The 23440-nt window shown below is 66.5% G+C and carries 24 protein-coding genes; 9 read left to right on the forward strand and 15 right to left on the reverse strand.

Translation table 11 applies throughout. The features are described from left to right. Window positions 1–12 precede the first annotated feature (12 nt). Window positions 13–678: a YdcF family protein gene (locus tag BN3906_RS08160; protein WP_066586983.1), complete on the forward strand. Its 666-nt coding sequence runs from the start codon at window positions 13–15 to the stop codon at window positions 676–678. A 48-nt stretch (window positions 679–726) separates the two neighbouring features. Here BN3906_RS08160 and BN3906_RS08165 read toward each other — a convergent pair whose 3' ends face one another. The 13 genes from BN3906_RS08165 to pxpA all read right to left on the reverse strand — a co-directional run bounded on the left by BN3906_RS08165 (window position 727) and on the right by pxpA (window position 12344). Then, the gene (locus tag BN3906_RS08165) at window positions 727–1533 is read right to left on the reverse strand and encodes a methylamine utilization protein (RefSeq protein WP_390620351.1); all 807 of its coding nucleotides are present in this window, start codon (window positions 1531–1533) and stop codon (window positions 727–729) included. Window positions 1534–1712: 179 nt separating this feature from the next. Continuing rightward, window positions 1713–2084 (reverse strand): cupredoxin domain-containing protein, encoded by a 372-nt coding sequence (locus BN3906_RS08170; protein WP_078057290.1) that lies wholly within the window; start codon window positions 2082–2084, stop codon window positions 1713–1715. After that, entirely contained in the window at window positions 2081–2476 is a 396-nt protein-coding gene (locus BN3906_RS08175; RefSeq protein ID WP_066586987.1) for a cupredoxin domain-containing protein, read from the reverse strand. Before BN3906_RS08175 ends, BN3906_RS08170 begins: the two co-directional genes overlap by 4 nt. An 8-nt stretch (window positions 2477–2484) precedes the next feature. Beyond that, on the reverse strand, window positions 2485–4209 hold the full coding sequence (locus tag BN3906_RS08180) for a multicopper oxidase family protein (protein ID WP_078057291.1): 1725 nt from the start codon (window positions 4207–4209) through the stop codon (window positions 2485–2487). Then, the gene (locus BN3906_RS08185) at window positions 4209–5549 is read right to left on the reverse strand and encodes a hypothetical protein (RefSeq protein WP_078057292.1); all 1341 of its coding nucleotides are present in this window, start codon (window positions 5547–5549) and stop codon (window positions 4209–4211) included. Before BN3906_RS08185 ends, BN3906_RS08180 begins: the two co-directional genes overlap by 1 nt. Window positions 5550–5623: 74 nt before the next feature. Next, the gene (locus tag BN3906_RS08190) at window positions 5624–6337 is read right to left on the reverse strand and encodes a methylamine dehydrogenase light chain (RefSeq protein WP_066586996.1); all 714 of its coding nucleotides are present in this window, start codon (window positions 6335–6337) and stop codon (window positions 5624–5626) included. Window positions 6338–6366: 29 nt separating this feature from the next. Further along, the gene (locus tag BN3906_RS08195) at window positions 6367–6990 is read right to left on the reverse strand and encodes a redoxin domain-containing protein (protein WP_066587000.1); all 624 of its coding nucleotides are present in this window, start codon (window positions 6988–6990) and stop codon (window positions 6367–6369) included. A gap of 174 nt (window positions 6991–7164) precedes the next feature. Then, complete coding sequence (locus BN3906_RS08200) at window positions 7165–7740, reverse strand: MauE/DoxX family redox-associated membrane protein (protein WP_066587002.1); 576 nt, start codon at window positions 7738–7740, stop codon at window positions 7165–7167. A 320-nt stretch (window positions 7741–8060) separates the two neighbouring features. Further along, on the reverse strand, window positions 8061–9026 hold the full coding sequence (locus tag BN3906_RS08205) for a 5-oxoprolinase subunit C family protein (protein WP_066587005.1): 966 nt from the start codon (window positions 9024–9026) through the stop codon (window positions 8061–8063). Next, window positions 9013–9933: a 5-oxoprolinase subunit B family protein gene (locus BN3906_RS08210; protein WP_066587009.1), complete on the reverse strand. Its 921-nt coding sequence runs from the start codon at window positions 9931–9933 to the stop codon at window positions 9013–9015. The genes BN3906_RS08205 and BN3906_RS08210 overlap by 14 nt, the downstream gene beginning before the upstream one ends. Then, window positions 9930–11327, reverse strand: coding sequence for an acetyl-CoA carboxylase biotin carboxylase subunit (locus BN3906_RS08215; protein ID WP_066587012.1), 1398 nt, complete (start codon window positions 11325–11327; stop codon window positions 9930–9932). The genes BN3906_RS08210 and BN3906_RS08215 overlap by 4 nt, the downstream gene beginning before the upstream one ends. Window positions 11328–11336: 9 nt before the next feature. After that, window positions 11337–11576, reverse strand: a complete 240-nt coding sequence (locus tag BN3906_RS08220) for an acetyl-CoA carboxylase (RefSeq protein ID WP_066587016.1) — start codon at window positions 11574–11576, stop codon at window positions 11337–11339. 36 nt (window positions 11577–11612) lie between these two features. After that, window positions 11613–12344, reverse strand: a complete 732-nt coding sequence (gene pxpA, locus BN3906_RS08225) for a 5-oxoprolinase subunit PxpA (RefSeq protein WP_066587019.1) — start codon at window positions 12342–12344, stop codon at window positions 11613–11615. Between the two features lie 136 nt (window positions 12345–12480). Here pxpA and BN3906_RS08230 point away from each other — a divergent pair, with 136 nt between their 5' ends. From BN3906_RS08230 to BN3906_RS14495, 8 genes are all read left to right on the forward strand, one after another. Beyond that, window positions 12481–13992 carry a PucR family transcriptional regulator ligand-binding domain-containing protein gene (locus BN3906_RS08230; protein ID WP_066587021.1) on the forward strand — a complete coding sequence of 504 codons (1512 nt, stop codon included), beginning with the start codon at window positions 12481–12483 and terminating at the stop codon, window positions 13990–13992. 150 nt (window positions 13993–14142) lie between these two features. Beyond that, the gene (locus BN3906_RS08235; protein ID WP_161972268.1) at window positions 14143–15294 is read left to right on the forward strand and encodes an ABC transporter substrate-binding protein; all 1152 of its coding nucleotides are present in this window, start codon (window positions 14143–14145) and stop codon (window positions 15292–15294) included. Beyond that, window positions 15275–16396: a FecCD family ABC transporter permease gene (locus BN3906_RS08240; protein ID WP_078057293.1), complete on the forward strand. Its 1122-nt coding sequence runs from the start codon at window positions 15275–15277 to the stop codon at window positions 16394–16396. The genes BN3906_RS08235 and BN3906_RS08240 overlap by 20 nt, the downstream gene beginning before the upstream one ends. Beyond that, entirely contained in the window at window positions 16393–17223 is an 831-nt protein-coding gene (locus BN3906_RS08245) for an ABC transporter ATP-binding protein (RefSeq protein WP_066587025.1), read from the forward strand. Before BN3906_RS08240 ends, BN3906_RS08245 begins: the two co-directional genes overlap by 4 nt. Further along, window positions 17220–17978, forward strand: coding sequence for a hypothetical protein (locus BN3906_RS08250; RefSeq protein WP_066587026.1), 759 nt, complete (start codon window positions 17220–17222; stop codon window positions 17976–17978). Before BN3906_RS08245 ends, BN3906_RS08250 begins: the two co-directional genes overlap by 4 nt. Continuing rightward, window positions 17975–18655, forward strand: coding sequence for a hypothetical protein (locus tag BN3906_RS08255; protein WP_066587029.1), 681 nt, complete (start codon window positions 17975–17977; stop codon window positions 18653–18655). The genes BN3906_RS08250 and BN3906_RS08255 overlap by 4 nt, the downstream gene beginning before the upstream one ends. A gap of 260 nt (window positions 18656–18915) precedes the next feature. Beyond that, window positions 18916–20235: an SLC13 family permease gene (locus BN3906_RS08260; protein ID WP_066587032.1), complete on the forward strand. Its 1320-nt coding sequence runs from the start codon at window positions 18916–18918 to the stop codon at window positions 20233–20235. Window positions 20236–20348: 113 nt separating this feature from the next. Continuing rightward, window positions 20349–21344, forward strand: coding sequence for a collagen-like protein (locus BN3906_RS14495; protein WP_147592883.1), 996 nt, complete (start codon window positions 20349–20351; stop codon window positions 21342–21344). A 63-nt stretch (window positions 21345–21407) separates the two neighbouring features. Here the strand turns inward: BN3906_RS14495 and BN3906_RS08275 are convergent, their stop codons facing one another. Both BN3906_RS08275 and BN3906_RS08280 read right to left on the reverse strand, forming a co-directional pair. Continuing rightward, complete coding sequence (locus BN3906_RS08275) at window positions 21408–22067, reverse strand: HAD family hydrolase (RefSeq protein WP_066589578.1); 660 nt, start codon at window positions 22065–22067, stop codon at window positions 21408–21410. Window positions 22068–22072: 5 nt separating this feature from the next. After that, a complete protein-coding gene (locus BN3906_RS08280; protein ID WP_066587040.1) occupies window positions 22073–23425 on the reverse strand; it encodes an aspartate aminotransferase family protein in 1353 nt (450 codons plus the stop codon). Between the last annotated feature and the right edge of the window lie 15 nt (window positions 23426–23440).

Below are 23440 nucleotides of genomic sequence, written 5' to 3' on the forward strand. Positions count from 1 at the left end.
AGAGAGTTGACCATGTCCCACCTGTCCCTGCGCCGGTCCACCGCGGCGTCCTCAATGATGCTCGCCGTCACGGTCGCACTGGCCGCCGGAGCGGTCACGGCACCCGCCACGGCAGCTGCCCCCTCCGGATCCGGATCGTCGACGGTATCCGTCACCGGTTCCCTCCCCACCTCCTCTGACCCGCTCGGCTCCCTGCTCGCGACCATGCGGGACCAGATCTACACCGTCACCGACGCCCCGTTCCTCCGTGAGCCTCTCGCGCATGCTGTGCTGACTCTCGACAAGAACACGCCGGTTGTGGTCCTGGGTGCGCAGATCAACGAGGACTGCTCGCTGCCACAGGTCCTGGAGGACCGGCTGGACGCCGCTACCCGGCTGCTGAAGTCCCACCCGGACAACCCCGTGATCGTCACCGGGGGTCGCAGCAGCCAGTGCCCGGCAACCACTGAAGCTGAGGCCATGGAAAAGGGGCTCCGCGACCGTGGCGTCACCAACCGTGTCATCCTCGAGAACGAGGCCTGGAACACTCTGCAGAATGTCGCCTACACGGCACCTCTGATCCGCGAGCTGGGCGGCACGGCCGTCGTCGTCACCTCCGACCCCCATTACATCCGGGCGCTCCGCAACTACCGGGACGCCGGAATCCGTGCCTTCGGCTGGGTCGGCGGGATCGGGTAGGACGCCGACCGTCACCGGCACGCTGAGCCGACCGGCAGGGCGCCCCCGTCAGAACAGCAGGGCGGTACCGGCGAAACCGGCCAGCGCGGTGAGCCCGACGCCTGCTGACAACTGCACCATACGGTCCATGGTCATGGACTTCATCAGGAAGTCCGCCATTGTCCGTCCCCTGTGCTGCATGACGATCGCCATGGCGGCAGGTCCACAGCGTCCCACAGACACCAGCGCGAACAGTGCCGCGCCGAGGAGCGGGTCACCGAGAGCGAGTACGCCCAGGAAGAGCAGGTAGTAGGCGGCGGACCGGATGAAGATCATGAATCCCGGACCGATGAGCATCCCGAAGTAGAAGGAGACCCTGGCAGGACGCCCGGCGCGGCGAAGATGGCGTGGCAGCTGCACCCTGCGCATCGGGGTCGGCATCCTGACCAGGTCTGACTCGTGCAGCCCGTAGGCCAGGGCGATGACCGCCCAGATTCCGAGCAGAGCGGCCCAGGGCACGGACCCGGCACCGACCGTGGACTGGATGAGCCAGCCGACTCCTCCCAGGGCAAGGCCCGTGGGAACAGAGGTGAGCAGCGATCCGGCGAGGTGTGCGAGAAGGCGTCCGACCGGGGTAGAGGCACCGGGGCGTCCTTCCTGTTTAGGAGCCGCGACGACGCCGGCGACAGACATACCGCAGGTCGACCAGTTCGCCGCGACCGCGGTGAGCAGTCCGGTGGCGACGACCCCTGCGGTCAACGCCCCGTGTGCGGTCACTCCGGTTGTGGCTCCCGCCAGTGCTGCGGCACCTGCTCCTGCCCCCAGGGCAGCGACTGTGGTCCCGAGGCGGGTGACGAAACCCACCCTGGCTCCCATCCGGGGACGGATCTCAGGATGATCGCCGAGATGGCGGTCAGGGATGTCAGGAACAGACCGGGAACGGAGTTCGGCTTCGGTGGCGGCATCTGCCAGGCGCAGATGCGGGGCAACAGGTGGGGCGGTCAGTGTGGACGGTGTGGATGGTGTGGTGGTGGACATGATCTTCTCCCTGTGATTCATGTGACGGTGACCGTGCCGGTCATCGTCGGGTGGATGGAGCAGGTCACCCGGTAGGTACCGGGGATGTCGAAGGTGTAGTGCCAGTCGCCCTCCCGGCGGAATCCGGCGTCGACGCCGAGCTCCTCGATGAGGATGTCGTGGAAGGTGCCGCCGTCCTCGTAGTACCAACCGACGTCGGTACCTGCGGGTACGGTCACGTCCTCAGGTGCGAAAGCGACATTCCTGACAGTGATTCGGGTCTGGTTCCTGTCTCGGTTCCCGTCCTGGTCCGGAGAGCATCCGGTGAGCCCGGTGACGAGCGCTGCTGCCCCGAGCAGGACCGCTGCAGTTCTTCCGGGACGCGGACCGGCAGATTCGGTTCCTGTCACTCCTGGACGATCACCTCCCCGGTCATCATCGGGTGCGGAGTGCAGTGGTAGCCGTAGGTACCGGCTTCCTCATAGGTGTAGGAGTACTCACCCTCGGTCATCAGTTCGGAGTTGTACTCCGCCGGGGAGCCCTCATCGGACACGACATCGTGCGGCAGAGCGGCATCCCACACCCACTTGACGGTGTCACCCGGTTTGATAGTCACCGACGCCGGATCAAAGACCATGTCCTTGACGGTCACGGTCACGGTTTCACCTGATCCTCCGTCACCGGAGGAACACGCCGACGCGCCGGCCAGCGACGACACCGCAAGCAGTCCGAGAGCCACGACCCTGGCACGTCGGGTGCCTCCCCGCAGACCGGAGAAATGATGGGAAACAGGAGCAGTCATGGTGTAAGTCACCTTTCGTAGTAGAAGTTCGTGGTCATACCCGCATCGAGGTGGTAGGCGTTGTGACAGTGGAACATCCACCCACCCGGGTTGTCGGCGTCGAATTCGAAGGCGACCGTCTCCCCGGGACTGACGATCACCGTGTCCCGCCGCAGCCCCCCGTAGTCCGGGACAGCGAACGTATGACCGTGCAGGTGCATCGGATGCCACATGTCGGTGTTGTTCACCATCTCGATCCGGACCCGTTCACCTGTCTTCATCGTCACCTTCCCGACATCCTGACCGGCGATACCCCACACATAGGCGTCAGTGGACTGGATGAGCTCCAGGCTGTACGACCGGTCCGGAGTTTTCACCGGCAGGACCACCGACTCCGCGGCAGCGAGATCCCTGTCCTGCAGAGGCTTCGACGTCAGCTCCGTCGCCTCCACCGCCCCTGCCAGTGTCTCCTGGGGCAGGTCCGCAGCCCCGGAAGTCTTCACCGTCACTGCGACGCCGGCACCGGCCCCGGCCGGACGCCCGCTGCCCTCCGGGACGGCGACGAAGGGGACCGCGTCCCCGTCGTCCAGGTCGACCAGGACATCGATGCGCTGAGCCATGCCGATGATCAGACAGTCAGCCTCGACCTGTCTGGCCGGGTATCCGTCCGTTTCGACCACGGTCATCCTCCGACCTCCGACCGCGAACCGGTACGGGGTCTCACCTGCGGCGTTGATGATCCTCAGACGGGTCTTCCCCGGCGCACCTTCAAGAGACTCCGCCTCCGAGGTCGGCAGTCCGTTGATCAGATGGACCGGGTAGGCGATGTGCTGGACCATCCCGCCGAGTTCGGTGGATTCGGCATGCGGAGCCGCAACGAGCTTCTTCGCCGCCTCCGGAACCGTCACCTCCGACGGGGCCGTCGCCCCGGCTGCCCCTGAACCCGTGGACCCGGCACCCGTGGTCCCGGCACCGGTTGTCCCATGGTGGGCATGAGCCGAGCCGGACGCCGCATGACCGGCCAACGACGGGTTGAGCGCGCCGAGGAGGTCCGCGGGCATGGTGCCGTCACCGCACACCCAGTCGTCGAGGATGATCACGTGGTCGGCTGCCGCACGGTACGGGTCATCCGGGTCATCGACGATCAGGGCTCCGATCATCGCCTCGTCCGCCTGAAGCCCGGAATGGGAGTGGTACCAGTAGGTCCCCGGATGGTCGACGATGAAACGGTAGTCCAGGGTGGCACCCGGAGCGGCAGCTTCACCGGTCAGCGGGGGAGCGCCGTCCATGTCATTTCGGATGTGGATCCCGTGCCAGTGGATCACCGTGTCGGTGTCGAGGGTGTTGACGTGCCGGATGTGAAGTTCATCGCCGTAGGACGCCCGGATCAGTGGGCCGACAGGGCGGGTCACCGGATTCGTCCCGTCGGAGTATGCGGCCGCCATCGCGGGCCTGCCGTCCACGGTGAGATTCGCCATCACTGCGGCGACAGTCGCCTCCACCGTCACCCCGGAACGGAACCGGGCATTCTCGGTGGCGGTGATCTCGTCGTCACCGAACAGGATCCGGGCGGAGGTGTCCGTCCCCGTGGAACCGGAGGCAGAGTCTCCCCCGCCGGAGTCACCGCACGCTGCGAGTACCGTACCCGCACCAGCCAGACCGAGCACGGTGAGGAATCCACGCCGGCTCAGGGGGCGGACGGAGAGCTGCTCCGCGAAGCGGGCAGCTTCTCCACGATCGACAACGGACGCCATCAGTTGACTCCCTGCACTTCCGGGGCCATCAGGCCGGAGACCCCGTCACGTGATCCGTATCCGGTGACCTCCACGGAGGAGCGGACCTCTCCGCTCACCGGGTCCACACCGACCAGGGTCGTGATGTCCTGGCCTTCCTTGTCCCCGGTACCGGGGACGGTGCCGAGGACGTAGATGAGGGTTCCGTCGGCGTTCCAGGCAACGGAGTCGATGGCGTCGAGCCTGGTGTCCTCAGTGGTGACCAGTCTTGTCTCGTCCCCGGTGACGGCGTCGAAGATACGGAAGCTGACGGTGTCACCACCGTTGACGGAATGCGGATGGATGTCGGAGTCGGTGTAGGTGGTGAAGAATCTCTTTCCGTCCGGGGTGATCCCGTAGTCCTGGGCGGCGAAGCGCCCTCCCTCCTTGCCGACGTTGCCCACCGGGGCAACCTCACCGGTGGGCAGGCCGTCGGCGAAGTCGAAGACGTAGGCATCACCGGCTTCGTTGATCAGGAACCCCTGTTTCGTCCCTGAGGCGAAGGACGCGTGCCGTGACGCGGTGAAGTCGTCCGGAAGAACCTTCTGGCGCCCGGTCTCGGTGATCTGACCGGAGTCGTCGATGGTGAGTTCCAGCAGTTCACGGGAGTTCTCGCAGACCGAGTAGATCTTCTCCCCGACCGGCCAGGTGTAGGGCCCGCATCCTACGACCTGGAGCTCTCCGGTGAGCTTCCCGGATTCCAGGTCCACGACCCTGACCCCGACAAGCTGGTCATCCCATGAGACCAGGTACTTGCCGCCCCCTGCCAGAGTGTGGGAGCCTGCCCGGGAGTGGAACCGGACATGCCTGGGCAGGTTGACTTCAGCGGGTTCAAGGAGATTGCCGGAGTAGGTCGAGACCGTGAAATCGGATTCCCCCCGTGATCCTCGTGGTGACCATTTTTCGAAGGCGACTGCCTGGGGGGCGTCGGCGTTGTCCGTGGAGAACACGTGGACGATGTCCTCCCAGATGGCGTGGCCGGTGGTGATGCGCGTCATGATCTTCCCCGTTGCCGGGTCGATGGCGTCATAGACGGATTCATTGTCGAGGGATTCGTTGGTGATCATCCAGGTGGGGTCGATCGGGGTGACCTTGCCCACCGAGGGGGTGTTGAGCTCGTCGCCGATCTGTCCCACGGCCTGGTCTTCGGTCTCCAGACCGCCACCTTCGGGTGTGTCTTTCACGGTCGGCACATTGGGGAACTCAAAGGTCGTCTCGATCCCGTTGGCCACATCGAATTCGGAGCTTCCGTCATCGTCGGAGGAGGATGAGGAACAGCTGCCCAGGATGAGGGCTGTCACGGTGGCCAGGGAGGCGCTCACGGCTGTGAGAGATCGTCGGTGTGTCAGCATTTTCATGTCCGGTTCTCTTTCGCGTCTGGTGCCGGTGGGTCCGGTCAACGGGATCCGGCGCCGACGCGGGGCCGGGTCGCCTTCTGGGTCTGGCAGTCCTCGCCGACGATCGGCGAGAGTGTGCAGGTGTAGGACTGCGACTCGTCGGAGATGCACCAGATGATCTCCTGGTCGAAAGAACCGGAGACGGGGTTGTACATGACGGCCTGCGCATCCGGCTCACCGCAGTAGGTGGTGGAGCAGCCCGGCGCCCCACAGCAGTCGTAGTAGGCGATGAGGTAGGTTTTGCCGTCGTCCGGGTTCGTGCAGCAGCCCACCCAGTACTCGGCTCCGGGCTTGGACCCGGGTGCACAGGTGGCTATGCCGCCTCCGGCACAGGCTGTACAGGGGGTTCCGTCCATGTTGCACCAGCGCCAGTAGTTGCACTTCGTGGGATCTTTGCCGTCGTAGGTCGGGATGAGGTCGTCTCCCTCACCGAAGGGCGTGGCTCCGTCGGGCGGGGCTGCTGCCGGCGACGTCGGCGCGGCGGAACCGGACTGGGCCGTTGCTTTCGGGTCCCTGGTGACGGGGAGGGACGCCACGACCGCCACACCGGTGAGGCCCATGGTCCACCGGGCGATCCGGGATATGGCGGATCTTCTCGAAGTTCTCTCGGAGAGGCGACGGGTGAACCGGCTCATCTTGCCCCCTCCTTCACCTGCGAGCCAGGCAGCGTGGTCGTTGAGTCGGTCCTGGTCGGAGTACTGCATTTCAGACATGGGCGGTTCCTTTCAGATCTTTGCTCCGGTCACCCTGCTGCGCGTTCTGTCGAACGGGCGGCGGAGAGTCCGGAGTAGAGGTGCTGGACGGTGGGGGTTGCTGTCTCCAGTGCGTTGAGCAGACTCTCGACGTGGGACATGTTGTTGCAGAGTCCCTTGGCGACGAGGGTCCCGTCGTCGTCGACGAGAACGCCGTAGGGGGTTGTGCCGACCTGGTATGCGATGCCGACCTCCCGGGCATCGAGGTAGCTGATCTCGGTTCCGACTCCGGCAGAAGCGAGGAACTCCGCATGTTCTTCCGGGGTCCCGTCGGAGACGAGGACGACATCCAGGTTCTTCTCGGCCTTGGCCAGTGCCTTGACCCCCGGGAGAAGTGCCTTGCACGTGGAGCACTTCGGCCCGGTGAACATCAGCAGCTGAGGTCGGGGTCGGATCCCTGCGACACTGACTTCACGGTCGTACTGGTCGACCAGACCGTCGAATGCGGGGGCCTTGTCCCCGATCTCCGGGCCGGAGTCCATGACCCGTGCACCGAGTGGTCCGAGACGTACCTGGATCCTCCCGATTTCCCGGGCCAGTCCCAGAACGAGAAGAATTAGTGCGACGTCGACGATGACGAGCACCGCGACAATGACAGCAAGAATTGTGGTCATGTTTTCCTTCAATCGGGATCGGTGAAGTAACCGGCTGACCCGGGAAATCCGGTATCACACGGCGTGGAATATCAGAGGGAGGTGAGGCGGCACCGGCTTACCCGGATTCTTCAGGGTCACCCGTCCGGAATCACCTTGCAGGGGTTCGGCGACGCAGCCGCTCAGCTAGCTGACTCAGCCGAGAGCCGCGCGACGGCGCAGCAGTTCCTCACGAGCGGGGGCCAGGTAGTCGTCCACCGCCTGGTGCCCCGGCCTGCGCACCGCGAGGAGGGAGGAGGTGGCGAACGCCAGGGCAGTGACAAGAAGCGCGACCGCCGTCCCCGCCACGGTGACTCCGGCGGACGACGGTGCCGGCAAGAGGGCGGAGGCAACACCCAGTGAAGCGAAGAAGAGGGCTCTGAACGGGTGGAACCAACCGATGCGAGGCGCATCCTCCTCACCGAAGGCGAAGCATCCGCAGGCCAGCTCGGTACGGCCCCGGGCCAGGTTCACCACCAGTCCGGTCGCGTAGCTGACGAAGAGGAGAGCCGCAGCGTAACCGGCCCAGGGAAAGCCGACCCTGAACAGGAGCGCTGCGCCGAGGAGCGTCTCGGTGAACGGCAGGACCCGGCCGACGACCCGGGCTGCGGGGTCAGGCATCACTTTGTAGCCGACCACTACCCGGGCATGTGCTTCCGGATCTCTGAATTTACCTAGTCCTGCCACCAGGAGGGTAAGTCCCAGCAATGACGAGACAATTGCACTCACCATGCGCTCTGCACCTCTTCTCTTCTCCGGGCGGACGTCATGACCGCCACAGAAACCGAATCTAAAGAGCAATAGTTTCTGGAGAGTTTCCCTGCCCGGGTATGGAAGGTTAAAAGATGACTCATCAATTGTTTCCGTCCGGATAATCCGCAGTACACCCGGACTGAACCGGCACCCCTGACCGGCCTGCTCTGAAACAGCTGTTCTCCCGGCGTACCCGGATCCCCCGCCCCCACAGGCACACCGGCCCCGGGGCCCCGGGGCAGACCCCCTCCCCGCAGTCTCACCGGCCGACCGGTGCTACCCCCACAGACCGACCCGTGCTACCCCCACAGGTCGGCGATCCGGTCCCGGTACTCCGCCCGGGCCTCCAGCGCCTCCTCGACCGTCACCTCGACGAAGTGCACGGCGGCACCCGGCGCGAGCCTGGCGACCAGGTCCATGTCGGCGCTGACCACGGTGCCGACCATGGCGTAACCGCCGCCGGAGACCGCGTCGCGGTGCAGGACAATGGGTTGCGTGCCACCTGGGATCTGTATGGAGCCCACGGCGTAGCCGGCGTCGACGATGTTCGAGGGGTCCGCCCCGGCACCGAACGGCTGGGGCCGGTCCCTCCACTCCACTCCCGGGCCTTTGAAGCGCAGCCCGGCCCGGTCCGCCACGGGTGTGAGAGTCCATTCCCCGTGGGTGATGTTCTCCCGTCCGGTGTCGGTGAGTTTCTGGTCGTAGAGGCCCATGACCACCCGCACGTCCTGCGAACGTCCGAACTCCGGTCGTAGGTTGTCCGGGGTTGACGCACGCTCCGGCAACGGGTTTCCGGCATCGCCGACCGGGAGGGCGTCACCGGCGCGCAGCTGGCGTCCTTCATGTCCGCCTATCCGTCCGGCGGGGTAGGTGGACCGGGACCCGAGGACGACAGGGACGTCGACGCCGCCGCGCACGGCGATGTAGAACCGGGATCCGCCTGCGATGATGCCGAAGGACAGTGTCGCCCCGGCCGGGACCTCGAACCGGGTCCACTGTGCGACTTCGGTGCCGTCGACACTCACACCGACCGGTGCACCTGTCACCGCCACGACAGTGTCGTGGGAGAAGCGGAGTTTCGGCCCCATGTACGTGCATTCCAGCACCGCATCGTCAGGGGTGTTGCCCACCAGTGCGTTCCCTGCGGTCGCGGACAGGGCGTCCATCGCTCCTCCCTGGGGGATCCCCAGGTGGTAGTACCCGAAACGTCCCCGGTCCTGGACTGTCGTCGACAGGCCGGGTTCAATCACCTCAATGGTCGGCATCGAGCACCTCCAGCAGTTCTCGGTTGTAGCTTTCGCCTTCGTCCAGGGCCCGGTTCATGTCGAAGGTCACCGGTACCTGGCGGTACCGCCAGGTACCTTCGTCGACCCGGCGGCGGATGTCATGGAACTCCGCTTCTCCGACGGGCCGGAACTTCACGATGTCTCCGGGGCGGAAGAGGATCATCTCTTCCTCCCGGTCGGTCCCCTGCAGTTCCGGGGAGTAGATCGGTGCCGCTGCCAGTCCGAACATCTGGTATCCGCCGGCTCCGGGGACGGAGTATATGACGCCGAAACAACCTCCGTGTCCCACGGTCAGTTCGGCGGTGTCGGTGCGTGGGGACAGGTACTTCGGGACCTCGAGCTGATGCGTCCGGTCGACCAGCTGGTACATGAACGGCAGTCCTGCGACGAATCCGACCATGGTCACCAGCCACGGTGAGCTGTGGTGCCTGCGGATGAACTCGTCGGCGCCACGGAGGTTGTTGACCCGGGCGGCGAAGTCCAGGTCACGTCCCCCGGGTTCCTGGTGGTACCCCTCGCGGAACCGCGAGGCGACCTCTGCTGTGACGGGGTCGTCGTACCAGACGGGGATCTCGATGACCCGTGTGCGGACGGGTACCGCCTCGGTGGCGGAGACATCCGCTTCGACCTCCCGTATCCGGCGCTCGAGGTCCGTGGGGCTGACAGTGTCAGGGTTGTACCGGATGAGCAGCGAGGCGTTCGCGGGGCACAGTTCGATGATTCCGGGGAGCTCCCCGTCTGCCACGAGTTCGCTGATCTTGCCCGCTATGCGGGTGACCCTGAAGTTCGCCGCCAGGCTCATGGCCTCAGAGACCTCGACGAAGAGGAATTCGTCCCCGCCGAAGCTGTAGCGTGCAGGTGCGGTGATCCTGGAACTACCGGTCATGACAGTCCTTTCTGATGGTGGGCGCCGGGAAGGCTCTCCCCGTGGTGGGCCGTGTAGAGCTCTCCGCTGTGCTCGACGAATGTCGAGTGGTGCCGCACCTCCCGCAGTTCCGGGGTGGCGGCGAGGGCTGCGAGCAGCGGACGGGTGGTCGCGACTCCTTCGATGTGCAGTTCGTCGAGTGCGGTCCGCAGCGCCTCGAGGGCCAGGTCCCGGGTTGCGGCGTGGACGATGATCTTGGCGATCATGGAGTCGTAGAAGGGAAGGACGGCTGACCCTTCCTCGAAACCGGTGTCCACCCGGACCTCCCCGGTGGTGGGCCAGATGACGGTGGTGAGCGTCCCCGGGGAGGGCATGAAGCTGTTGGCGGGGTCTTCCGCGTTGATTCTCGCCTCGAAGGCGTGCCCGTCGAAGACGATGTCCCCCTGGCTGACGGACAGGGGCAGCCCGTCGGCGACCCGGAGCTGTTCTGCGACGATGTCGACGCCGGTGATCATCTCCGTGACCGGATGCTCCACCTGGATCCTGGTGTTCATCTCGATGAAGGACGCTTCCTGCCGCACCGGGTCGTAGAGGAATTCGACGGTGCCGGCTCCCCGGTACCCGCAGTTGCGGGCGAGTTCCACCGAGGAGGACCGGATCGTCTCTCTCACGTGGTCGGGCAGTGCCGGGGCGGGCGCCTCCTCGAGGAGTTTCTGGTGGCGTCTCTGCATCGAACAGTCCCGGTCGCCGAGATGGATGACCCGGGTGTCGTCGGCGAGAATCTGGACTTCGACGTGTCTGGCGTTCTCGATGAAACGTTCCAGGTAGACGGAGGGGTCCCCGAAGGCGGCGCGGGCCTCCGCCCTGGCGAGTTCGATGGTGGACAGCAGTTCGCCGGGTTTCTCCACCAGGCGTATTCCCCGTCCGCCTCCTCCTGCGGACGCTTTGACGACCAGCGGGTAACCGATGCCGGCTGCCGTTGTCTCAGCGTCGGCCCCGGGGTCCAGGGCACCTCTGGTCCCGGGGAGGGTGGGGACGCCTGCAGCTTCGGCGGCTTCCCTGGCAGCGGACTTGTTGCCCATGAGCTCGATGGTCTCCGGCGAGGGCCCCACCCATGTCACGCCGGCGTCGAGGACGGCGCGGGCGAAGTCCGCGTTCTCGGACAGGAATCCGAATCCGGGGTGGACTGCGTCTGCTCCGGAGGAGCGCACCGCATCGAGCACCGCGTCGATGTTGAGATATGAGCCGGTCACGGGGGCCGGGCCGATGACCACGGTCTCGTCGGCCATGGTCGCCGCGACCGAGTCCCGGTCAGGTTCACTGACAGTGAGTACGGTGCGGATTCCGGCGTCCCGGGCACTGCGGATGATCCTCGCCGCAATTTCTCCACGGTTGGCCACAAGGAGTTTTCTCACGACTCTGGCCTAACCTTCGTCAATGACGGCGATGACGTCACCGGGATTGACGGTTCCCTCATTAGGGACCTTGAATTCCCTGACTGTTCCTGAAGCTCCCGACTTCACCTCACTGAACTGTTTCATTATTTCGATTATTCCTATGGTCTGACCGTTTTCGACATGGTCTCCCTCTTCGACGAAGTTGTCTTTGTCCGGGGCGGGTTTGCGGTAGAAGACGCCGGGGATAGGTGATTCGATCTCAAACATTCTCTTGTTTCTCCGTCTGTTATGTGTGACTGTCGGTCACTGACCGTGTTCGATGTCGTCTATCGCGGACCTCACCGCGCGGACGACGTCCGGGGCATTGGCAGGGTCGGAGTGCACGCACACGCTGCCGAACGTGACGGGGAGGCGGGTCCCGTCGACGGCCTCCGTCCATCCCTCACTGAGTGCGGTCCGTACCCGGTCGGCGGCCGCTGCCGGATCGGCCGGAGCCGGGGAGCGCTCGATGATCAGGGTTCCGTCAGGGGCGTAGTTGAGGTCGACGTAGATCTCGGCGATAAAGGGGACGCCTGTCTCCTCGCAGATTCTCCGGTGTTCGGTGTTGGCCAGGCCGAGGACCGCCACACCGTAGTCGGACGCCACCCTGGCCACTCCCCGCATCAGTTCGGGGTCGCGTCCCACCATCCCGTAGAGGGCGCCGTGGGGTTTTATGTGGTTGAGTTCGGTGCCGTATTTCTTCAGGAATCCTGTCAGAGCCCCGACCTGGTAGCGGACGAGATTCTCCACTTCATCCCGGTTGAGAGTCATGGCACGGCGTCCGAATCCCGCGATATCCGGAAGTCCGGGGTGTGCTCCCACCGCCACTCCGTTATCGGATGCCAGCCGTACCGTCTTCTCCATGACCTGGGGGTCGGATGCGTGGAATCCGCATGCTACATTCGCCACGTCGATGAGAGTCATCAGCTCTTCATCATTGCCGAATTGATGCAGTCCTATTCCTTCACCTACATCCGCATTTACAGTTGTCGCCATTGACTGAATCTCCTTTCACGAGAGACAGTAACAGTCGGGTTTTCCCGCCGGTACGGGAAAAGTGCACTTATTCACCACAGAGTATTGTGCACACTGCACACCGATGTCCCCCCGATCCGCATCCAGGATGTGAACTTTGCTCGTCGCCGACCTCATCACCGACCCGGAACTCCACCTGGAGCTGGCCACCCCGTCGCCGATCAGGGACCTTGAGAAACCGGTACGTGCCGCCGTGGTGACCGAGTCGATGACCCCGACCGCCTACCTCGAACCTGACACCCTCCTGCTGACCACCGGCATAGGGATGAACTTCGAGGACGCCAGGATCTGGGAGGCCTACGTCGAACGTCTGGTCACCGGCCGGGTCTCCGCCGTGGCATTCGGCATCGGCCAGCCCCACCGGAAGGTTCCGGCAGGACTCACCGCGGCAGCACATGCTGCCGGCCTGCCGGTCCTCACCGTGCCGACCGACGTCCCCTTCCTCCAGCTGCAGCACTCGGTGAACCAGTCGATCGCCAGCGAGCGTTACTACCTCTCGCGCCAGGCCTGGGATCTCGCAGCACACTGCACCCGGGCCGCCGGACGCGGTGCCGGCGTCGACGAGCTCGTCCACCTCATCGAGGACCGTGCCGGGGTGGACGTGGTGGTTCTCGACGATTCCGGGCACCGGTTCGCCGGGACCGCGTCCCCGGATGCCCGTCAGCGTGCCGGTGACCGTGGCGGAGCCCGCGCCACGGTCGGTATCCCGCTGCCCGTCAGCGGGGAGGCGACCTGGCAGCTCTGTGTCCGGGAAGAGGAGTCCCGGGACCTGCGGACCCTGCTCACTCCGGCGACGGCGATCCTGAGCATGGCGTTGTCCCGACAGTTCGAGAATCCGGCTCCGGCGGTCTGGCCCCTGCTCGACGAGGTGGTCGGCAACCCCACCGTGCAGGGGTTCAACCGGTTGGCCGGGGAGATCACCGAACGCGGTGTCCCCACCCTGCGGGGCTCGGTGGTGCTGCGCGTGTCCTCCCGGTCTCCGGTGCGGCGCAACCTCCTGGCCCACCGGGTCGGTTCCTTCCTGCAGCCCGACCACCGGATACTGACACTTCCGGTGACGGACGCGGTGTTCGTCCTCGTCGCCGACGGTCGGGGACCGGGGCAGTCCCCCGAGTCCGGGGCCGTCTCCGTCTCCGTCTCCGAACTGTCCCGCCTTCTCCGGGACGGTGGAGCTGTCGACGCCAGGGCCGGGGACGCCGTCCTCGTCAGCGAGCCGGTCCGCGGAACCGGTCATCTGGTGCTGGAGATCCGCAGGTTGCTGGGCCGACGGTCGGAGCCCGGTGTCTGGGTGGTGGGTCGCCCGGACACCGACGACATCGTCGACCTCGTTCCCGCCGCCCTGCAGGAGGCGCTGGCCACCGCGGTCCTGGATCCGGTACTCAGTTCACCGGAGAGCGCCCGGATGCTGGCCACCCTGTCCGCGCTGCTCTCCACGTCGACGACGACCGCGGCGGCAGAGGTGGCGGGGGTCCACCGGAACACCTTCCTGTCCGACCGGAGGCGGCTCGAGCGGCGTCTCGCCATGGACCTCGGGGACGCCGGGAACCGGGTCGTGTGCACCGTGGCTCTGGCCCTGCTGCGCAGAGATGGCTCTGGACCTGCTGCGTAGAGATGACGCCGTGTAGCCGGCACGCCGTGCACGACGTTGACGTGTCACCTGTCAGAAACTGCACGCCTTTTAGCCTGTTTCGCATTTAGGTTAGCCTGCACTATAGTCCGGTGAAATCCCGTTCATCACTGAAGTCAGGCTTTCATGTCCATGTCACAGCCCACCTCCCGCGCCCGGCGCCGGGGCATCCCCGCAACCCTCCTCCGCAGCACAGCGGCGGTCGTCCTCGCAGCAGCAGTCGGCGTCACCGCCTCCTGTTCGTCCCGGTCCGGCACCGAGGAGACCCCGTCGGACAGCTCCGGGGCCTTCTCCGTCGTCGACCAGCGTGGAAAGACGGTCGAGTTCGACAGTCCCATCGAATCCGCCGCTTTCGCCGTCATCCCGGCACCGTCCATCTTCGCCGCCGTCGACGGCAGCTACGACCGCATCGTCGGGGTGAACCAGTCCACGCTCTCGGCGAACCAGCAGGGCCTGTTCTCCACGATCTTCCCCCAGTCGGCGTCCTCCCCCGTCGTCGCCGGCCCGGACTTCGTCCCCAACGTCGACACCCTGCTCAACCTCCACCCGGACGTCGTCATCCAGTGGGGTGACCGCGGCCCGGACGTCATCGACCCCATCGAGAACTCCGGCATGAAGGTCATCGGACTCGAGTACGGCACCCAGGAGGACCTGGAGACCTGGATCACCGTGTTCTCCCAGCTCCTCGGTAAAGAGGAGCGGGGCAAGGAACTCGTCGAGTGGCAGCAGACCCGCAGACAGGAGATCGAGGAGAAGGTCGCCGGTCTGGACAAGCCCCGCCCTCGGGCGATGCAGCTGTCACTGGCCAATGACGCCTTCACCACCACCAGCGACGCCGGATACGACGGCTTCCAGTACGACCTCGTCGGCGCGGACCAGGTCACCCGCGGATTCAGCTCGGACAACCAGCAGGCGTCGGTCAGTGTGGAGCAGATCCTCAAGTGGGATCCCGAAGTGATCCTCCTCAGCGGATTCGACGAGTCCACCCCGGAGGACATCTACTCCGATCCACGTCTCTCCGAGGTCAGTGCCGTGAAGAACAAGCGGGTCTACAAGAACCCGCTGGGCGCCTACCGCTGGCAGGTCCCCAGTGCGGAATCCCCCCTGTACTGGCAGTGGCTCAACGAGGTGCTGTACCCCGACCCCGACACCGACCTGCGGGACCGCATGAAGAGCGCCTTCTCCGACCTGTACAACTACGACATCAGTGACCGGGAGATCGACGATGTCCTGAGGTTCGACGTCAACACGGGGTCCGCGGACTATGACCAGTTCGCCAGCTGACCTGGATGCCGGCAGCAGTGCCGGCAGCAGTGCCGACCACTACGCGGGCAGCGGCGACACTTCACACCACAGGCCCCACCGGCGGCAGAGAGCCACCATCGGGGTCCTCGCCCTCCTGTGCATCGTGGCCGTGTTCGCGGCACTGGCCGCCGGACGCTACACCGTGCCCGTCAACGAGATCGTCCGCATGCTCCTGGGCCAGGTGCTCCCCCTCGAAACCACCTGGTATCCGCAGGAGAAGAGCGTGGTGCTCGACGTCCGCCTGCCCCGCGTCCTGCTCAGCCTCCTCATCGGCGCCGGCCTCGCAGTCACCGGTGCCGCCTGTCAGGGCGTGTTCCAGAACCCGCTGGCCAGCGAACACATCCTGGGAATCTCGTCCGGGGCGTCCTTCGGCGGGGCCCTGGTCCTGCTTCTCGGCCTCGGCTCCACCGCCCTGGTGGCGGGCAGTTTCCTCGGCGGTGTGGCCGCACTCGTCCTCGTCCTCGCCATCGCGCGGACCGCGAGGGGTCTGCCCCTGCTCGTGATCATCCTGGCGGGAACGGTTGTCGGCGCGATGTTCAACGCTTTCGTGTCCTTCATCACCTACATCGCCGATCCTGACGACACCCTCCCCACCATCGTGTTCTGGCTGATGGGCTCCCTGGCGTCCGCGGACTACGGCAAGGTGCTCACCGCACTTGTCCCTGTCGCCGTCGGAGTGACCGTGATCACCGCACTGCGGTGGCGGCTGAACATCCTGTCGATGGGTGACGATGACGCCCGTTCCCTCGGCGTGGACCCCCGCACCCTGCGGACCGTGCTCCTCACCGCCGTGGCACTCACCACGGCCGGGGCCGTCGCCGTCGCCGGCGTCATCGGCTGGGTGGGCCTGGTGGTCCCCCACCTGGCACGGATGCTGCTGGACACCAGTGACAACCGCTTCATCATCCCCGCCAGCGCACTGCTCGGCGGACTGTACCTGACGGTCGTGGACACCCTGTCCCGCACCATCAGCCCCACCGAACTGCCCATCGGCATCCTCACCGCCGTCATCGGGGCACCGTTCTTCATCATCCTGCTCATCCGCGACCGGAAGCAGATCTGGGGAGGTGACCAGCAGTGATAGAGGCACACAACCTGAGCTTCCGTTACGGACGCCGCTCCCGGTGGATCGTCTCCGACCTGACCGTCTCCACCTCCCCCGGGGAGATTCTGGCGGTCCTCGGCCCCAACGCCCGGGGCAAGACCACGCTGCTGAAATGCCTCAGCGGACTGCTGGAACCGACCTCGGGGACAGTGAGCTCCGACGGCCATGTGGCCTACGTTCCCCAGGGACAGGGTGCCGGATCAGCGTTCCCCGCCGTCGACCTTGTCCTGATGGGCAGGGCCCGGCATGTCGGCGTCCTCCGTGTTCCGGGGAAGAAGGACCGCGAGATCGCCATGGATGCGCTGGAGAGGATAGGGATCGCACACCTGGCTGACCGGCGCTTCGGTTCCATGAGCGGTGGCGAACGCCAGATGGTCCTCATCGCCCGCGCACTCGCCGGAGGCTCACAGACCATCGTCCTCGACGAACCTGCCTCCGCTCTGGACCTGCACAACCAACGGCAGGTGCTCACGGCACTGCGGACACTGGCCGACGAAGGAATGTCCGTGGTCATGACCACCCACCACCCCGACCACGCACTGCAGGTCGCAGAACGTTGCCTCCTGCTGGAGAACGCCGACGACATCCGGACCGGGCCGACCCCGCAGCTGCTCACCCGGGAGACCCTCAGCAAGCTGTACCGGATGCCGGTGTACATCGCCGACATCCCCCTGCCCGGGTACGGACGCACCATCACCGTCCCCGACTTCGGCCGGTCGGTCAACGACCGGTCAGACAGCGGCACCGGCCCGACCCCGGCGTCCGACAACGCACAACCTGAACCCGGAGGTTCACCCCTGTGACCGGCACCTACCAGCTTCCGACAGAGGCGGTCATCGTCCTGTCCGGTTCGGCCCGGCCGTGGCCGCCCGAAGCCGACGGACACGGCGTCCTTCCCGTGGACGCCCTGACACTCCCCGACATCGACCTGTCGCCGGTGTCCGGGATCATCGTCAGCGGTGGTGTGGACCAGGTGTCCCTGGCTGAGCACCGGGAGATTCTCGACAGCTTCGTCACCTCCGGAGGCCGCATACTCGTCAACGGCCATGTACAGGTCCCCTTCCTCAGCGGACTGGGGACCTGGCGCAAACTGGAGTTCCACGGACCGGCGGACCTGGCGCTCACCCGCGTCACCGACCACCCCGTGTGGCGCGGCGCCGATCTGGAACGCCTGCTCTACATGATGGGCGGTACCGACGGCATCTCCGCCACCGGTGACCTGCCCTCCCTCGACGAACTCCGGCGGCACGGGGTCGCCGGGTTCTACGGACGCGGGTACCTCTCCCCACTTCCCGTGGACGCCGTGGTCGTGAACGGGATCGGACCGTGGCAGGCGCCCGTCGACGTGGAGTACCCCCTCGGTCGGGGCCGGGTGCTCGTCCACAGTGGCAATGACCTGCAGATGTTCATGAGACCCGCGCGCGGTACGGCACATATGTGGGACCAGCTCACCGACTGGCTGCGGGACCGTGACGGACAGACTGCAGGACAGATTCCGGGGCAGATTCCGGGGCAGGTCCCAGGGTGCGTGACCGACACACGGAAGGATTCCGAATGACCTCCTCACCGTCCACCTACCACGGTGGAACCACCGTCGTCCTGCACGGCGGTACAGCATTCCAGCTCGCCGCCCTCCGCGACCCTGCACTGGCGGGCTACCGGATCCGCCCGGTCCACATCCGCGACACCCCTGCGGCGCAGGAGGTGCTGGCAGGTCTCGGAGGACCGGACACCGTCATCGTCGCCGACCGCCTCCGCCCCGACCAGCTCCGGCCACTCGGCGACGACATCCTCGCGGTCCGGCAGCGTGGAGGCACAGTCGTCGTGTTCGGGATCAACGATGTCGGTTCCTGGTTGCCCGGGTACCGGGAGGAGGAACGACCCACCGTGTTCTGGTGGTGGAGGACCGGCGAGGACAGCCTGCTCCGACGGAGAGTCCCGGACGACCCGATCTGGGACGAGTTCCCCGAGCGCGCGGTGATCTGGCACTACCATGCGGTCCTGCACGGTCCGGACACCGCGGTCAGCCTGGTCGACAAGCTCGTCGGGGACAACCCTGTGTTCCCCGGGGAGGCCGACGAGAACCGGGTCGACGGGTCGGTGCTCCTGGTCGACGACAGTGGTCCGGGACGGCTGCTGGTCACGAGCATGGATCCCGTCTACCACCACGGCTCAGGGTTCATGCCCGGTGCGACACAGCTCCTCTACGCCTGTGTCCGGTGGGCGACACGGTGACGCCACCGGCCCGCCCAGCACCGGCCACAGCAGCGGTCCCAGCACCGGCCACAGTTCCCTGACCGTTCGACCACCCGGGTCACGCCCGTCCACCGGCGGCCGCTACGATCTGGAGTCGGTCTCGCCCGCGGCGTCCTCCCCGTCCCCCACCCCAGGGACCACGGTCCTCACAGGGACCGGACACCGCCCGGAACCACCGGTCTCATACGGTGATCCCGTTGATCTGCCGGCCCCGCATCTATCACGGAGTACCAGCAGGCATGCATGCCCTGACTATCGGCGTCCTCGTCCTCATTTTCCTCGTCGGAACCCTGCGCGGCATCAACCTGGGGATCCTCGGTCTCATCGGCGCGTTCCTCGTCGGTCTCGCCGTCCCTGAGTTCACCGCGGACGGTGGCGGCACCGACGCCGTCTTCGGCGAAGTCTTTGCCGGCTTCCCCGTCGACCTCATGATCGCGCTGATGGGGCTGACCTATCTCTTCGGTTTCGCGCAGAACAACGGCACCATCGACCTCATCCTCCACTGGTCGATGCGCCTGGTCCGGGGCAACCGGGCGGTGATGCCGTGGATCTTCTTCGCACTCACCGGCTTCTTCATGTCCATCGGGGCGATCTTCGCCATCGGCGTCATCGCTCCCCTGGCGGTGCCCTTCGCCCGCCGGTACCGCATCAACCAGCTGATGATGGGCATGATGGTCGTCCACGGGGGCATGGCCGGACTGCTCAGCCCGCTGAGTGTGTACGGCATCTACGTCAACGACTTCCTCGGCAGCCACGGGCTGGGCGACCACACCTGGACACTGTTCCTCATGGCACTGGGGTTCAACGTGGTCATGGGCCTGGTCGTGTTCATCTTCCTCGGTGGACGCCACCTGCTCGGCGCCCGTGCCCGCGCCGAGATGGAGGAGATACGGGAGGACGCCGCCGTCGGGGAGGACGCCGCGGGCGGGAACCCCACCGGGTCAACGACTGTCACGGCCCCCTCCCGTGTGACCGGTTACCAGTGGGCGACCCTCGCCGGACTCGCCGCCCTTGTCATCGGGGCGGGCATCTTCGCACTCGACATCGGGGTGGTCTCCCTGACCGTCGGAGGGGTGCTGGCCGTCATGCGCCCGGTCGAGTCCCGCAGGGCACTGGACAAGGTCTCCTGGGCGACGATTGTGCTGGTCGGTGGGATGGTGACCTATATCGAGGTCCTGCAGGCGGCGGGGACCGTGGACTGGATCTCGGGGAAGATGGCGTCGATGGGCGCCCCGGTGCTCGGTCTGCTGCTGCTGTGCTACCTGTCGGGGGTGGTCTCGGCCCTGGCGTCCTCCATCGCGACGATCGGTATCGCCGTGACGATGGCGACACCGTTCCTGCTCAACGGTGACCTGCCGGTGGCGGGAGCGGCGGCGGCGATCGCCGTGGCCGCGACAGTGGTGGACGTCTCCCCGTTCTCCACGAACGGTGCGATGGTGCTGGCCAACGTCGACGCCGCGCACCGTGACGCCTTCTTCCGGCAGATGCTCGTGTACTCCGGGGTCGTGGTGGCGGTCGGGCCGCTCCTGGCCTGGCTGATGGTGTTCATCCCGGCGTAGGCGGGCCGGTGACCGGGGTGTTCGAACAGTACTGCCCCCGTGACATCCACGTCCGTACGACGGATACTGTCAGCACCAGGAAAGTACCTGACCGCGGGAGAGACGGAGATGTGATGGACGAACGCAAGCGTCCGGAGAACCCGTACCGGGTTCCGGGCCAGGTTCCGGGCCAGGTTCCGGGCCGGGGAGCCCCCCGCCCGGGACGGCCACTGACGCCTCCACCGGGAGGACAGGTTCCCCCGGGGATGCAGGGCCACCCGGGCCACCCGGGGCAGCCGGGGCAGCCGGGGTACCAGAGCTATCCCGGATATCCTGCAGCTCCGGGCGTCCCCGGCCCGCAGGCGCCACAGGGCTACCATGCTCCACAGGGCACCCCCGGGCCACAGGGCTACCCGGGGCAGCCGGGCTACCCGGGGCAGCCGGGAGTTCCCGCCTACCCCGCGCCACCGCCGTACGGGACGGTTCCGCGGCAGGTCAGGCAGCCGGGGCAGGCGTCCTTCCAGGACCAGCTCGCAGGCATCGCGAAGGACGCCACGCTCAACGTCGCCCGCGCCGCAGCCGACAGGGTCGGTCGGGTTCCGGCCCGCCCGCCGGCGGTCCGGCCCGCCCAGCCGCCGGTGCCTGTCCGCCCGACGAACAACTCCTTCTCCACGATGGTGCTCGCGGTCCTGACCGCGATGTGGGCGTTCGGGTTCATCGGCGGCATCTCCGCTCTCTCGGACTCTGTCCTCTACGGTCTCGGGCAGATGCTGTCCTGCCTGGCCCTGCTGGTCCCCTGCGCCTGGCCGCTGGTGTGCCGCCGCAGGGACCGGAAGGCCTACGAAGCCTGGGAAAAGGAGCAGGCAACCAACCGTGAACTTGTCTCCCACCTCACCGAGGAGGACGCCGGGATCGCCGCAGCCCTCTCCCCCACGCCACCTCCGGAGCCGGTACCACGGCACTGGAAGCGGGTCTGCATCGCCGCCGGCATCCCCCTTCTGCTGGGGATAGGGCTGACCAGCGCGGGAGATGACGCGTACCTCGAAAAGAACCCGGGCGCCCACATCAGCCCCGCGGACAATGACTCCGGAAGAGACAGCAGCAACCCGTACCTCCCGGACGACGACTGAGACTGGCAGGGCGGGCACAGTCACGGGCCCGTTGCAGACCCGGCACGAGCCCGGTCGGGACTGTCAGACCCGCCCTCGGAGAAACGCCTCCGTCACATCCTCCATGCTCCGCCCGACCAGTGAAGGCCACCAGACGTCGAAGAGTTCCTCCGGCAGACCCCCTGTCGGAGGAACGGCGATCCGGCGCATGCCCGCGGCCCCGGCGGCGGTGAGTCCGAGAACGGAATCCTCCAACGCCACCGATGCGGCAGGGTCCACACCCAGCGCCTCCGCCGCCCGCAGATACGCCTCCGGGTGGGGCTTGCCCCTGGTCACCGTGTCTCCGGTGACAATGACCGGGAATTCCGGCACCCCCGGCCGGTCCAGCACCCGGTCGACCGTCTCCCGGTATCCCATGGTGACCAGTCCGAAAGGCACCCCGGATCCGGCGACCGACTGCAGCAGTTCAACGGCACCCTGCCTCCACACATCCTCGGTGACGATCATGTCGTTGACCCGGTCGACGACATGCCCGATGATCTCCTCCTCCCGTTTCCGGACCCCCGCGTCCTGCAGCTGGACGGCGAAGTCGTCCAGCGCGGTGCCGACCGCGGCGTCGATGTGCGCCTGGGTCCACTCATGTCCGGACGCCGTCACCAGTTCCCCGCCGGCGATGGCGTAGAGGTGCTCGGTGTCGATGAGGGTGCCGTCGAAGTCGAAGAAGACTGCCTCAGGAAGTGGCACCGCCGTCACCTCCCGGTCTCAGAGACGGCGGCAGACAGTGCTCCCACGAGCTTGTCCGCCTCCACTGCGGTGTAGCTCAGCAGCGGCCTGATCTTCAGCGTGGAATTGTACGGTCCCGCCACGGACACGAGGACGCCCATGTCACGCATGGTGTTGATGATGTCGAGAGCCCTCGCGGAATCAGGGGTCGTTGTTCCCGGTTCCACGATCTCCACCCCGAAGAACAGGCCCGTTCCACGGACGTCACCGACTCCCGGCGCGGACTGCCGGAGTTCCTGCAGCTGACCGGCGATCCGGTCCCCCAGGACGGACGCCTTCTCCGCCAGGCCCTCCTTCTGGATCACCGTGAGGACCGCCCGGGCGGCGGCGACCGGAACCGACGATCCGCCGAAAGTGTTGAAGTAGGGGATGTCGGAGCCGAAGGTGGCGAGTACACCGCTGCGGGCTACCATTGCCGCGACAGGCACCCCGTTGCCCATGGGTTTGCCGAGGGTGACGATGTCGGGGACGACCCCGTGCCGGGCGAAGCCCCAGAAATCCCGGCCGACACGGCCGAAACCGGGCTGCACCTCGTCGGCGATGAACACCGCCCCGAATTCCCTGGCGACCTCAGCCGCCGGGCCGAGGACCGAGGTGTCAGGAAAGACGCCGTCGGAGGAGAAGATGGTGTCCACCAGGAGCGCCGACGGCGGGTAGCCTTCGGACGCCAGGTCGGTGAAAGCCGCCCGGACGTTGTCCGCGAACCATTCCGCGAGGCTTCTGCCGTCATGGTCCTCCGGCCGGTAGCGGAAGGAGTCCGGGGCAGGTACCGCGCGCACATGGGGCCCGGTCCCCTCACCGCCTGCGGACGGGGACACCGCGGAGACGGCGGCGGTGGTCCCGTGGTACGCCTCCGAGGTCACCACGACCCCGGTCCCGCCGGTACAGGCGGCGGCCACCCGGAGTGCCAGATCATTGGCCTCTGACCCGGAGTTGGTGAACATCACCTGGTCGAGTTCCTCCGGGAAAGTCGCGAGAAGCTGGTCGGAGAAGTCCAGGATCCCGTCCTGGAGATACCGGGAGTGGGTGGACAGCCGGGACATCTGTTCACGGACCGCTTCGACGACGGCAGGGTGGGCGTGGCCGATGCTGGCGACGTTGTTGTAGGCGTCGAGAAACTCTTCCCCTTCCGGCCCGTAGAGGTAGCTTCCGCTGCTGTCGACGACATGGACCGGGTTGCGGTAGAACAACCGGTAACTCGGGCCGAGGTTCTTCTTCCTGCGTTCGACCAGCGTCCGGTCCTCCGGGGAGAGGCCGGCGAGGGCTTCGGGGCTGTCCTGGCGGAAGGAGTTTCCTTCGATGATTGTGGAACCGCTCATGGCGTTCGGCCTTTC

The sequence above is a fragment of the Corynebacterium provencense genome (assembly GCA_900049755.1).
Lineage (GTDB): Bacteria > Actinomycetota > Actinomycetes > Mycobacteriales > Mycobacteriaceae > Corynebacterium > Corynebacterium neomassiliense.

Excerpts from the sequence above, each read along its gene's own strand:
- BN3906_RS14495 (WP_147592883.1), top strand. The coding sequence starts at position 20,349 with ATGGACGAACGCAAGCGTCCGGAGAACCCGTACCGGGTTCCGGGCCAG.
- BN3906_RS08280 (WP_066587040.1), bottom strand. The coding sequence starts at position 23,425 with ATGAGCGGTTCCACAATCATCGAAGGAAACTCCTTCCGCCAGGACAGC.
- BN3906_RS08240 (WP_078057293.1), top strand. The coding sequence starts at position 15,275 with ATGACCAGTTCGCCAGCTGACCTGGATGCCGGCAGCAGTGCCGGCAGC.
- BN3906_RS08195 (WP_066587000.1), bottom strand. The coding sequence starts at position 6,990 with ATGACCACAATTCTTGCTGTCATTGTCGCGGTGCTCGTCATCGTCGAC.
- BN3906_RS08220 (WP_066587016.1), bottom strand. The coding sequence starts at position 11,576 with ATGTTTGAGATCGAATCACCTATCCCCGGCGTCTTCTACCGCAAACCC.
- BN3906_RS08205 (WP_066587005.1), bottom strand. The coding sequence starts at position 9,026 with ATGCCGACCATTGAGGTGATTGAACCCGGCCTGTCGACGACAGTCCAG.
- BN3906_RS08210 (WP_066587009.1), bottom strand. The coding sequence starts at position 9,933 with ATGACCGGTAGTTCCAGGATCACCGCACCTGCACGCTACAGCTTCGGC.
- BN3906_RS08200 (WP_066587002.1), bottom strand. The coding sequence starts at position 7,740 with ATGGTGAGTGCAATTGTCTCGTCATTGCTGGGACTTACCCTCCTGGTG.
- BN3906_RS08255 (WP_066587029.1), top strand. The coding sequence starts at position 17,975 with ATGACCTCCTCACCGTCCACCTACCACGGTGGAACCACCGTCGTCCTG.
- BN3906_RS08175 (WP_066586987.1), bottom strand. The coding sequence starts at position 2,476 with ATGACTGCTCCTGTTTCCCATCATTTCTCCGGTCTGCGGGGAGGCACC.
- BN3906_RS08190 (WP_066586996.1), bottom strand. The coding sequence starts at position 6,337 with ATGTCTGAAATGCAGTACTCCGACCAGGACCGACTCAACGACCACGCT.
- BN3906_RS08235 (WP_161972268.1), top strand. The coding sequence starts at position 14,143 with ATGTCACAGCCCACCTCCCGCGCCCGGCGCCGGGGCATCCCCGCAACC.
- BN3906_RS08180 (WP_078057291.1), bottom strand. The coding sequence starts at position 4,209 with ATGGCGTCCGTTGTCGATCGTGGAGAAGCTGCCCGCTTCGCGGAGCAG.
- BN3906_RS08260 (WP_066587032.1), top strand. The coding sequence starts at position 18,916 with ATGCATGCCCTGACTATCGGCGTCCTCGTCCTCATTTTCCTCGTCGGA.
- pxpA (WP_066587019.1), bottom strand. The coding sequence starts at position 12,344 with ATGGCGACAACTGTAAATGCGGATGTAGGTGAAGGAATAGGACTGCAT.
- BN3906_RS08160 (WP_066586983.1), top strand. The coding sequence starts at position 13 with ATGTCCCACCTGTCCCTGCGCCGGTCCACCGCGGCGTCCTCAATGATG.
- BN3906_RS08165 (WP_390620351.1), bottom strand. The coding sequence starts at position 1,533 with ATGGGAGCCAGGGTGGGTTTCGTCACCCGCCTCGGGACCACAGTCGCT.